We start from the raw sequence: 9,180 nt of genomic DNA, 5'->3' as shown, positions 1-9,180 counted from the left end.
AGTTTGAAGAGAAGTTCCTTGAACGCATCGCCGAGGAGTGCAAGCTTCCGGCCGTTAGCGAAGAACTCCTTGAAAAGCTCCTCGTTAAGGTAGAGAACATTGAGAGCGAGGTTGATGCGGTGAAGATAGGCATGGAGCAGGAGAAGCTAACCTGGGAGTTCTACGAGAAGGCTTCTCAGGAGGCGGAGCACGAGGGCGTGAAAAGAATCTTCGAGGAGCTAGCGAAAGTGGAGAAGGCCCACTATGAGCTACTCAAGGCCCAGTACGATGCCGTGATGAAGACAGGCATCTGGATGGACTACCAAGATTTTAGCCTTGAGGTTGATTGACTTATTCGAGAAAAACATTGATGAACTTCACTTTTCTTCCGGTCTTTCTCTCTATGGTTTCTATTATCCCCACGTCGTTGATGTCAATTATCTTCTCACTCTCGATTATGTTAATGTGGGGTCTTGTGTTCACTTCTATTCTCGTCTCTCCGTCAAGGAAGAACAGCTCCACCAGTCCTAACTCTTTCAGCGTGATGACGTTAGAGTATAGAGTTGAAAAGCTAACCGTTGGGAACTCTTTCCTTAGCTTTTCGTGGACCTCTCCAAGGGAAGGGTGTGTTTTTCCAATTTCCTCAAGGATTTGGAGAAGTTTAAGTCTTTGGGGAGTTATTTTATAGCCTTTTTTCCGTAGAGTTTCAATAGCTTTTTCCTTCCACATGAACAAAGCTTTAAAAGAGTTATTTATAAGCCTTCCTAAACAAAAGTAACTTCTAAATAGGAAAACTTATTAAGTAGAAGTTACAACAAATAAATGGTGAAACCTATGTCGGAACACAACAGACGGCTCGTTGAGAGGGCCGAAATAAACGTTGAGAAGCTTTTGGAAATGCTGCTGAAGGCGGCCGCGGCAGAGTTCACGACATATTACTACTACACCGTTCTGAGGAACCACGCCGCCGGTCTGGAAGGTGAGGCGATAAAAGAAATCATCGAGGATGCCCGCCTCGAGGACAGGAATCATTTCGAGGCTCTTGTGCCGAGGATTTATGAACTCGGGGGAGAGCTTCCTAGGGACATTCGTGATTTTGCAGAAATGGCGTGGTGTAGCGACGCTTACCTGCCCGAGAACTCCACAGTAGAAGAAATTCTAAAGGTTCTTCTCCAAGCGGAGCGCTGTGCCGTGGGAGTCTATACTGAGATATGTAACTACACCTTCGGAAGAGACCCCAGAACTTACGATTTAGCTCTTGCGATACTCCACGAGGAGATAGAGCATGAGGCCTGGTTCGAGGAACTTTTTACTGGAAAACCAAGCGGACACTTCAGGCGTGGAAAGCCCGGTGAAAGCCCCTATGTTTCAAAGTTCCTGAGGTAGGGTTATTAAGGGTAAGATTGAACTATAACGGGTGATACCATGCTTGCCAAATACCCGTTTGAACTCCCAAAGGAGAGGCCTTTAACCAAGACCGAGATAGCCCAGGCCCTCCGCTGGGCGATTGAGGCGGAGCTTGATGCTATAAATATCTACGAGCAGCTTGCTGCTGGCATTGAGGACGAGAGGATAAGACATATCTTTCTCGATGTGGCCAACGAGGAGAAGGAGCACTTTGGCGAGTTCCTCGCGGCGCTCTTCGAGGTGGACGAAGAACTCGCGAAGTACATGAAGGAAGGCTTTGAGGAAGTTGAAGAAGAAACCGGAATAAAGGTCAACCTTTGACCTTCTCTCTTTGTATTATGGAAAGGTATATGTAATTACGGTGATGTCCATGTCTGAACCTCTTGTTAAACACGCCTATGAAACCGAGAAGAAGGCCGCCTCCAGCTACACAGACGGTTTGAAACTCATAAGGGGGCAGGGATTGAGGTACACAACGGTCGAGAAGATAGTTGGGAGGATAGCCGTTGATACCGTGATACACAAGCACCTCATGGAGGCCATCCTGGATGCTCAGAAGGAGCTTGAGAAACTCGCCGGTGAGGGGCCTCTCTCGGAGGTTAAAGACGTCGAGCTTTCTCCCGAGCAGAAGGCACTCGTTAAGCGCTTCGCCGAGATGCACCTCGAGATAGAGAAGGACATGATAGAGACCTACCAGAAGATGGCCGAGAAGATGACCCACCCGCTCTTCAAAGGCCTCGCCGAGGCGATAGTTGAGAACGAGAAGGAGCACCACAGGCTTTTAGCAGAGCTGATAACAAAGTACAAGGAGTAACCCCTTTCTTTTTTATCCTCGGATGAAAAGAGGAAAAACGACCCTCACGGTCCAACGTTCATCATCTGGCTGTACATGGCCCAGTCAAGGAGCAACTCGTACTCGGCCTTGAGGTTGTAGTAGTGGCCCCACTCCATGTCGCTGAGGTAACGCATTAATCTCTTTTTCTCATCTGTGTCTACCATGTCCTCAAGCTCAGCGTAGAACTTCGCAGCTATCTCCTCGGCCTTCATGGCCCAGCGAATGAGGTCTATTATGTCCTGAACGCCGTGAAGTTCTCTCGCGACAGGCTTGAGCTCGGGCCCTATGTGCTCCTTGGGAAAGACAACTTCCTTTCCCGGGAACATATTGGCGTAGATTTTCCTCAGAAGCTCCTCATGCTTCTTCTCCTCTCCCGCGAGCCACTCTATCTTGTTCTTAAGCTCCTGAATTTCTATCCTCTCGGCAAGGCTTTCGTAGAACTTCCTCGCACCTATTTCGGCCTTTATCGCCATTCCAAGGAGCTCCTCAAGGGAAAAGTCCTTAATCCTTTCAAGGGGAAGCCCTTCGTCGAGTTCGGGCGGAACCATACCTATCCCTCCGCCAAAAGTAGTCCGAGTTCATTGTATATCCTCACACTATTAAACCCTTCCGCTTTGAGAACTTTAATGACCTCATCTAATATCTTCCTCTGGACGTTTATCGCTATCATTCGACAAAAATGACACTCCGGAGTTGAGCGGGCCATAAGGAGGAAAACCTCAACTCCCCCCTTTTCAACGGTTAATCCGTAGAGAAGGCCTTCTTCCACGATGTTAAGCCCTGTCTCTGGGTCTTCAACGTTTTCCAGAACTTTGACGACCCATTTGACCTCCTCTGGGAGGTCCTCTCTTGGTTCCCTTTTAGGTTGTGTTCTGGGTTTGAGGAAGTCCAGTAGGCCCATTAACCTTACACCTTCCCTTCGCTAAGATCCTCAGGCCTGTAGCCTTTCTTGTTCTCAAACTTTCCGACAACGTTGTTCGCCAGGTCATAGACGTAAACGTTATCGAATTTAACGAGGGCGAAGCGCTCCATTATGTCCCCGATTATTTTGGAGTAAGCTACGGCACTTTCTCCGGTCATGTTGTACTCCGTGTGGCTTTCAAATTTAAGCCATACCTTAAGGGTATCATCACTAACCTCGAGGCCAGCTATAACGCCCGAGTCAAGGATATCGCCACCCGTTACGGGGTCGGTTATCTTCTTCAGCTCCTCGATGACAGCTTTATAAGGCTCAGGCCACTCCCTGCCTGGTATGTAAACCTTCATGTTCCCACCGTATGGGCTTAGCATGGGTCGGTTATAAGCCTTCCTGGACGGAACTGGGAAAACGCAAAAAGAATAGGGGTTGGGGCGGGACAAGTCACTCGAGCTGAACCTCGTTCTCCCAGAGGCCGTGAATGTTGCAGTAGCTCAGCGCGTAGAGCTTGCCCTTCTTCTCGGTTCTGAAGAAGAATACCGCCCTCGGCTCGGTGAGCGGGTCACTGTGGTTGGTGAAGGCCACCCTGCCGACCATTATCGGAAAGCTCTCACCCTCCGGGTGGAAGTAGAGCTCAATCCACGCTATGTGGTGCTCTGGAGTGTTCGGGTGAGGTATCTCCTTTCCAACGCTGACCTCGACCTTGACAAGGTCACCCTCCTTCTCGTACTCTATAACGGGGACGTGCTTCTCCCCCTTCCAGTCTCCACTCTTTATGGTTTCGCTAAGCATCTCGACCACCTCACTCTATTTTTTCAAATTCGCTTTTAGGTGCACCGCAGAGGGGACAAACCCAGTCCTCGGGAAGGTCCTCGAACCTGGTTCCCGGGGGAATTCCGTTATCCGGGTCGCCCTCTTCCTCATCGTATATGTAACCACAGATTAGACATCTCCACTTTGCCACTTCCTTCACCAATTTATTGTTGGTATTTCGGCCTTATAAGGTTTGTGGTTCAAACCTGTGAAATGGAAAAGCGAAGAAATCACTCAAAGGCTACGAACTTGTTTCCTGGAGCTCCACAGACGGGACAGCGCTCTGGAACTTCATCAATCGATGTGTAACCGCAGACAGGACAAATGTAGACCTTTTTGACGTCTATGTCCTCCCCACTTTTTGCTCTTTCCTTGGCCTTTTCATACAGCTCGGCGTGTACCTTTTCAGCCTCAAGGGCGTAGTGTGTCGTCCTGATAGCTTCTCTCTCCCCTTGGAACTCGGCGGAGTTCTTGTAAACGGGGTACATTTCTTCGACTTCAAAGGTCTCACCCGCTATGGCCTCCTCAAGGTTCTCCTCCGTCTTTCCAAGCTTGCCGAGGGCGATAAAATGGTTTTTCGCGTGAACGAACTCAGCGTAAGCGATAGCCCTGAAAAGTTTGGCTATGTTGGAAAAGCCCTCCCTCTCGGCCTGTTCCGCGAAAATGAGGTATTTCATGTGGGCCATGCTCTCGCCGGCGAACGCATCTTCCAAAAACTTTTGAGTCATTTTCCTTTTCACACCCATGCTGATCACCAAACTGTGCAGTTCAGTATAGTTTAGAGCGTGAACGTATATAACGGTTTTCCAAACCAAGGTTTTGAATAGTTACCAGTTAGGGATGAAGAACTTTTTAATGTCTTTTTCGAGCCTTAAGGATTTCTGGAGGTTCCAAAATACAAAGGCACCGGCCGGTTTCTTCCCACTGTAAAAAATACTGGTTCCCTCGTCAAGCTCTTTTCGTCACATGGGTTCCCCAATCAGGACAATGCTCAGGTCAGCGAACTTGAAGACTGCAGAGCTGAAGCTAAAGTCATAGCGATTCCCCACCCATTAAGAGGTCCGCCAATGCCTAGCCTGCTCCACCACTGTCATCGCGGTTCCGAAGATTATATCATCATACCCTTTGCAGTCTCCTATTGTGTAAACTCTCTTCGCGGAGGTCATCTATGAGAATTCCGTGCCTGTCTGAATTCCTCCTCGGGTGTTGTTCCAAGCGGAAACCCTCCTTAGACTCGCGAAGAGCTGAACGGGATGCAAGAAGTTCTATCAGGCTGAAGACAACCACTAAGGCCGTACTTCCGCTTCGAGACGAACTACAAGTACTACAAGCTCTACTCCGGTAAAGTTAGCTTCATAAAGCCTGTGTAAGGAAAACCGGTTCGCTAACTCTCACCTCGACCACGTCTTTGACGAGCCAACGTCAACCGGAAAGCACTACTGCATAAACTCCACCTCGCTGAGGTTCATCCCAAAGGAAGAGCTGAGGAGGTACAGTTACGTTGCTTGCGAGCGACTCTTTGAGTGAGGCTCACCGAAAAGCTCGATGCAGACCCTGCACTTTCTCGGGTCTATCTCTGGGTCAATCTCCGCGTGGAAAGAACAGCCATAACCTCTGCCCAAGAACTCCAGGGAGAGCTTCACAAGCTCGGTGTGTATCTTGTACTCCCCGAGTTTTTAGCTGATTGTCCTATCAGAAAGTTCGGCAATATTTTCATTCTGGAAAAGAGGAAACGTCGATGAGTCTTCCCTTTCTTCTCTTAGGTAACGGGAGACGGCCGACTGGGTTATGTGCAAAGCTCCGCTATCTCCGTCTGCTTCAGCCCCCTCTTCCGGAGGTGTTCAACGAGCCTCTACCGGGGTGATGGATAAACGTAGCGCGAGGTCACTTCAAAGGCGTTCGTCTTTATGGTTCCTCCTATGGTGGGAGGAATATTTAGGACTTCTTAAGAGCCTTAAGCTCCGTCATCATCTCCCTAAAGCGCTCGTCGCCCATTCCAAGGAGCTTTTTAGCACCTTTCAGTGTTATCGTCCTCGCTAAGGTTTTTCTCATTGTAGGGTTCTCCAGCGGGGAGAATCCGTACTTGACGAGGATTTTGAGGGACTCTGGATAGGCCTTGAGCAGTTTGGCCACGTTGGTGTCCTCGCCTATCTCCTCGAGCTTGTCATCGCACTCCTTGACCTCCATGCTGAGTTCCTTAGAGTCTTCGGTCTTGGTCACCCTCAAAACGAAAAATCCCGAAACTTCCTCGACCTTCACTCCATACCCAGCCTCCTCAAGCTTTGGAAGAATGTCCACAAAGGGTTTATCGCCGAGCACCTCAAGCGTTTCTCCAGTTTTGAGCTTTCCGAGGGACTCGATTATCATCAAAGCGGGTTGGGGTGCTTTCAACCCTCGAACGTCGAGCATCATTTCCACATCACCACTCGGTTTTTATGACACGTGGCATATAAACTTTGTTGGGCAGATATGTCCAGCAATGCTTATAAAATGTTGATATGACACTTGTCATAAAGGTGGTTAAAGATGACCGAGTTACTGAACACGCACGAGTACAAGAAAGAGCAACTGAAAAAACTCCTCCTTAGAATCCACGAGGGAGAGAACATTGAGAAGCTCAAGCAGGATTTTAGACAGGTGTTAAGTGGAATCTCACCTCTCGAAATTCCCCTAATCGAGCAGGAGCTTGTGAAGGAGGGAATCTCGGCAAAGGACATAGCCAAGATGTGTGATTTACATGTTGAACTCTTCCGCGAGGCCGTTAAAGGAACCGACGAGCTTGAGGAAAAGGACTTACCTGACGGTCACCCTCTCAAGACCCTCTACCTCGAGAACAAGGAGATAATGAAAGATGCAGAGATGCTCAACCTATATGCGAGGACGTTAGTAACGACAAAAGACGAGCGCATGAGGAAGGAAATTTTGGGAGTTTTAGGGGAGATAGTGAATGACCTAAGAAAGGTCGGCTTCACTCACTACAACCGAGAGGAGATGCTCACCTTCCCCTACATCGAGAGGAGGGGTTTAACAGCAATAGCCACCGTGCTCTGGACGAAGCACGACGAGATAAGGTTCATGATAAAGTATCTGACTAACCTTCTGAGGAAGAAGGACGAGATGCCATGGGAGGAGTTCGTGGAGCGCTTCGAGAACAAGGCTGGAGAGGCCTCTTTTGCGCTCAGCGACATGGTCTTCCGCGAGAACAACATCTACTACCCCACGCTCAAGGCACTCCTCAGCGACGGCGAGTGGAAGGCTATACGAATGCAGGAGGACGAGATAGGTTTCTACAAGGTCAACCCACCGGCATGGAACCCTGGTGAGGACGTTAGGCCACTTCACCCGTGGGAGATTAACCCCGAACTGAGTATCGAGCAGCTCCTTGGCCTTCCAAAGGAGGTTCAGGAGGCACTGAGGGGCCAGCCGCTGGAGTTCGATAAAAGCCAGCTAAAGCGCGATGGTGACATAGACCTCGGAACGGGTTATGTGAGCTTTGAAGAGCTTAGGGCTATCTTTGAGGCTCTGCCGGTGGACGTGACCTTCATTGATAAGGACGACAGGGTTAGGTTCTTCTCGCCTGGCGAGAGGATATTCGACAGAACCATGTCCGTCCTCGGAAGACCCGTCCAGCTCTGCCACCCGCCGAAGAGCGTCCACATCGTTAACAAAATCCTCAGGGCCTTCAAGGAGGGCAGGAAGAAAGAAGCTGTTTTCTGGCTTAAACTCGGGCCAAAGTACGTCTACATCAAATACGTGCCGCTTTTCAACGATAAGGGAGAGTACATAGGGACGCTGGAGATGACGATGGACATCGCGCCCTATAAAAAGATAGAGGGCGAGAAGAGACTGCTGGACTGGAGGGAATGAGATGAGGGGAAGCGAAGAGATATTCAGGAAGAGGGTCGAGCGCTTTCAGGAACTCCTGCGCGAGAACGGTGTTGACGGTGCCGTTATCAGGACGCTTTCGAGCTTCATCTACTTCACCGGAACGAAGTGGCTCCGTCCAAGCCTTCTGATTCCTGCAGAGGGAGAACCAACCGTTTACGTCGTCAAAGGTGAAGCAGAGCTTTTCAAGAAGAAGAGCTGGATAGAGAACGTCGTGGAATACCAGCGCGCCGAGGACCTGATGGCCGGAATCGTGACCTGGATAGCCACGAACGGTTTCACAAGGGTAGGCCACGAGTTCAGCGTCGAGAGGGATGCGTATACATTTTTTCTCAAGCTTTTCCAACGGCTCAACCCGATGGTTGAGGTCGTTGACGTCCTCGACCTAACAATGAGTCTCAGGATGATAAAGGACGACTGGGAGCTTGAGAACATCAGAAATGCTGGAAAGATAGCGCAGAAGGGTATGGCCGTCGCTGAAGAGGTCATAAAGCCCGGAAAGAGCGAGCTTGAGATAGCGGCCGAAGTCATAAGAGAGCTCATGCTCAGAGGGAGCGAGGATCCAAAGGTCTACGTCTCCACCACGCCGAGGGCGCACGCAGAGCCTTTTAGGGACCTTAAAGTTCCAGAAAACGGCGTTGTAACCGTCGTCATTGGAACCGACTGGAACCACTACTACGCGAACACCGCGAGAACCTTTGTGGTAGGTGACCCCGGAGAGCGCGTCAGGAAGGCCATAGGGGTCAAAGAAGAGGCCCTCAGTATTGCCCTTGAGGAAACGAAGGTTGGAGTGGCTCTCAACGCTGTTGAGAAGAGGCTCGCAGACTTTTTCAAGGAGAAGGGCTTTGGTGATGCCTACCTCACTGGCTACACCCACGGCGTTGGTTTGCTTATAGAAGAGCCACCGATGCCCACCATAATCGTGCCGACGAGGGCCGCTAAAGTGCAGGAGAACATGGTGCTCAGCATAATCCACCCGCCGCTGATGATTCCTGAAGGTGCTATAAAGCACGAAGACACCTACATCGTAAAAGAGAATGGGCTTGAGAGGGTTACTTGACCTTCACACCTATGAGAGAGCCTCGAAGAGAGCACTCCAGAGCTTTAACGGAGTAAGCTCAGTCAGCATCAGCAGGCCCAACCCGATGAGAATAAACCCTAGGGCCACCTCCCATTTTGCCTTTTTCCTCCCCTCAAGGCTCAGCCTTCCGGAGAGGAGCTTTCTGTTGACCCATTCTCCCAAATCCTTCGAGGACATCAGCAGGTAGACGGTGAGGCCCATCCCGAGGCCGTAGGTCCCCATGGTTATCGCCCCGCTCTTAACGTCACCGCTGAGGGCCGCCGT

At 50.1% G+C, this 9,180-nt stretch carries 16 protein-coding genes and 1 pseudogene; 7 read left to right on the top strand and 10 right to left on the bottom strand.

Translation table 11 applies throughout. The annotated features are described in order from the left end of the window. On the top strand, positions 1–329 hold a 329-nt coding region (locus F7B33_RS01505), incomplete at its 5' end, for a ferritin family protein (RefSeq protein ID WP_297072739.1). 1 nt (position 330) lies between these two features. Here the strand turns inward: F7B33_RS01505 and F7B33_RS01500 are convergent. Next, positions 331–708 (bottom strand): Fur family transcriptional regulator, encoded by a 378-nt coding sequence (locus F7B33_RS01500; protein WP_297072737.1) that lies wholly within the window; start codon positions 706–708, stop codon positions 331–333. Between the two features lie 105 nt (positions 709–813). Between F7B33_RS01500 and dps the strand changes: the two genes are divergently transcribed. From dps to F7B33_RS01485, 3 genes are read left to right on the top strand one after another with little or no spacing between them, the layout of a single operon-like run. Beyond that, entirely contained in the window at positions 814–1,365 is a 552-nt protein-coding gene (dps, locus tag F7B33_RS01495; protein ID WP_297072742.1) for a DNA protection during starvation protein, read from the top strand. A gap of 39 nt (positions 1,366–1,404) precedes the next feature. After that, positions 1,405–1,707, top strand: coding sequence for a ferritin family protein (locus F7B33_RS01490; RefSeq protein WP_297065569.1), 303 nt, complete (start codon positions 1,405–1,407; stop codon positions 1,705–1,707). A 43-nt stretch (positions 1,708–1,750) separates the two neighbouring features. After that, positions 1,751–2,200, top strand: coding sequence for a ferritin family protein (locus F7B33_RS01485; RefSeq protein WP_297072734.1), 450 nt, complete (start codon positions 1,751–1,753; stop codon positions 2,198–2,200). 44 nt (positions 2,201–2,244) lie between these two features. On the opposite strand, the gene F7B33_RS01480 is transcribed toward F7B33_RS01485, so the two are convergent. The 6 genes from F7B33_RS01480 to F7B33_RS01455 all read right to left on the bottom strand — a co-directional run bounded on the left by F7B33_RS01480 (position 2,245) and on the right by F7B33_RS01455 (position 4,696). Beyond that, on the bottom strand, positions 2,245–2,769 hold the full coding sequence (locus F7B33_RS01480) for a ferritin family protein (protein WP_297065562.1): 525 nt from the start codon (positions 2,767–2,769) through the stop codon (positions 2,245–2,247). Between the two features lie 2 nt (positions 2,770–2,771). Beyond that, positions 2,772–3,122: an iron-sulfur cluster assembly protein gene (locus F7B33_RS01475; RefSeq protein WP_297072732.1), complete on the bottom strand. Its 351-nt coding sequence runs from the start codon at positions 3,120–3,122 to the stop codon at positions 2,772–2,774. 5 nt (positions 3,123–3,127) lie between these two features. Next, positions 3,128–3,487: an iron-sulfur cluster assembly protein gene (locus F7B33_RS01470; protein WP_297072730.1), complete on the bottom strand. Its 360-nt coding sequence runs from the start codon at positions 3,485–3,487 to the stop codon at positions 3,128–3,130. A 94-nt stretch (positions 3,488–3,581) separates the two neighbouring features. Beyond that, positions 3,582–3,929 carry a desulfoferrodoxin family protein gene (locus F7B33_RS01465; RefSeq protein ID WP_297065554.1) on the bottom strand — a complete coding sequence of 116 codons (348 nt, stop codon included), beginning with the start codon at positions 3,927–3,929 and terminating at the stop codon, positions 3,582–3,584. Between the two features lie 10 nt (positions 3,930–3,939). Then, on the bottom strand, positions 3,940–4,101 hold the full coding sequence (gene rd, locus F7B33_RS01460; RefSeq protein WP_297065612.1) for a rubredoxin: 162 nt from the start codon (positions 4,099–4,101) through the stop codon (positions 3,940–3,942). A 79-nt stretch (positions 4,102–4,180) separates the two neighbouring features. Further along, on the bottom strand, positions 4,181–4,696 hold the full coding sequence (locus F7B33_RS01455) for a rubrerythrin family protein (RefSeq protein WP_297065552.1): 516 nt from the start codon (positions 4,694–4,696) through the stop codon (positions 4,181–4,183). A 616-nt stretch (positions 4,697–5,312) separates the two neighbouring features. On the opposite strand from F7B33_RS01455, the gene F7B33_RS01450 reads away from it, so the two are divergent. After that, a complete protein-coding gene (locus tag F7B33_RS01450) occupies positions 5,313–5,477 on the top strand; it encodes a peptide-methionine (R)-S-oxide reductase (RefSeq protein WP_297065610.1) in 165 nt (54 codons plus the stop codon). Here the strand turns inward: F7B33_RS01450 and F7B33_RS10180 are convergent. Next, the gene (locus F7B33_RS10180) at positions 5,447–5,593 is read right to left on the bottom strand and encodes a hypothetical protein (RefSeq protein ID WP_366927508.1); all 147 of its coding nucleotides are present in this window, start codon (positions 5,591–5,593) and stop codon (positions 5,447–5,449) included. The genes F7B33_RS01450 and F7B33_RS10180 overlap by 31 nt on opposite strands. 292 nt (positions 5,594–5,885) lie before the next feature. Continuing rightward, the gene (locus tag F7B33_RS01440) at positions 5,886–6,362 is read right to left on the bottom strand and encodes a DUF1858 domain-containing protein (protein WP_297072741.1); all 477 of its coding nucleotides are present in this window, start codon (positions 6,360–6,362) and stop codon (positions 5,886–5,888) included. A gap of 114 nt (positions 6,363–6,476) precedes the next feature. Between F7B33_RS01440 and F7B33_RS01435 the strand changes: the two genes are divergently transcribed. Together F7B33_RS01435 and F7B33_RS01430 are read left to right on the top strand one after the other, a co-directional pair. Beyond that, a complete protein-coding gene (locus tag F7B33_RS01435) occupies positions 6,477–7,817 on the top strand; it encodes a DUF438 domain-containing protein (RefSeq protein WP_297072729.1) in 1,341 nt (446 codons plus the stop codon). A gap of 1 nt (position 7,818) precedes the next feature. Then, positions 7,819–8,895: a Xaa-Pro peptidase family protein gene (locus F7B33_RS01430; RefSeq protein WP_297072727.1), complete on the top strand. Its 1,077-nt coding sequence runs from the start codon at positions 7,819–7,821 to the stop codon at positions 8,893–8,895. A gap of 9 nt (positions 8,896–8,904) precedes the next feature. Here F7B33_RS01430 and F7B33_RS01425 read toward each other — a convergent pair. Beyond that, positions 8,905–9,180, bottom strand: a pseudogene (locus F7B33_RS01425) (cytochrome c biogenesis protein); the annotation flags it as partial.

The sequence above is a fragment of the Thermococcus sp. genome (assembly GCF_015523185.1).
GTDB lineage: Archaea > Methanobacteriota_B > Thermococci > Thermococcales > Thermococcaceae > Thermococcus.
Note: the sequence above shows the minus strand (reverse complement) of the source record. Positions and strands in the feature narration are given on the sequence as shown.

Coding starts and splice junctions, on each gene's coding strand:
- F7B33_RS01480 (WP_297065562.1), bottom strand. CDS start 2,769: ATGGTTCCGCCCGAACTCGACGAAGGGCTTCCCCTTGAAAGGATTAAG.
- F7B33_RS01485 (WP_297072734.1), top strand. CDS start 1,751: ATGTCCATGTCTGAACCTCTTGTTAAACACGCCTATGAAACCGAGAAG.
- F7B33_RS01455 (WP_297065552.1), bottom strand. CDS start 4,696: ATGGGTGTGAAAAGGAAAATGACTCAAAAGTTTTTGGAAGATGCGTTC.
- F7B33_RS01500 (WP_297072737.1), bottom strand. CDS start 708: ATGTGGAAGGAAAAAGCTATTGAAACTCTACGGAAAAAAGGCTATAAA.
- F7B33_RS01490 (WP_297065569.1), top strand. CDS start 1,405: ATGCTTGCCAAATACCCGTTTGAACTCCCAAAGGAGAGGCCTTTAACC.
- F7B33_RS01430 (WP_297072727.1), top strand. CDS start 7,819: ATGAGGGGAAGCGAAGAGATATTCAGGAAGAGGGTCGAGCGCTTTCAG.
- F7B33_RS01440 (WP_297072741.1), bottom strand. CDS start 6,362: ATGATGCTCGACGTTCGAGGGTTGAAAGCACCCCAACCCGCTTTGATG.
- F7B33_RS01475 (WP_297072732.1), bottom strand. CDS start 3,122: ATGGGCCTACTGGACTTCCTCAAACCCAGAACACAACCTAAAAGGGAA.
- dps (WP_297072742.1), top strand. CDS start 814: ATGTCGGAACACAACAGACGGCTCGTTGAGAGGGCCGAAATAAACGTT.
- F7B33_RS01435 (WP_297072729.1), top strand. CDS start 6,477: ATGACCGAGTTACTGAACACGCACGAGTACAAGAAAGAGCAACTGAAA.
- F7B33_RS01470 (WP_297072730.1), bottom strand. CDS start 3,487: ATGAAGGTTTACATACCAGGCAGGGAGTGGCCTGAGCCTTATAAAGCT.
- F7B33_RS01465 (WP_297065554.1), bottom strand. CDS start 3,929: ATGCTTAGCGAAACCATAAAGAGTGGAGACTGGAAGGGGGAGAAGCAC.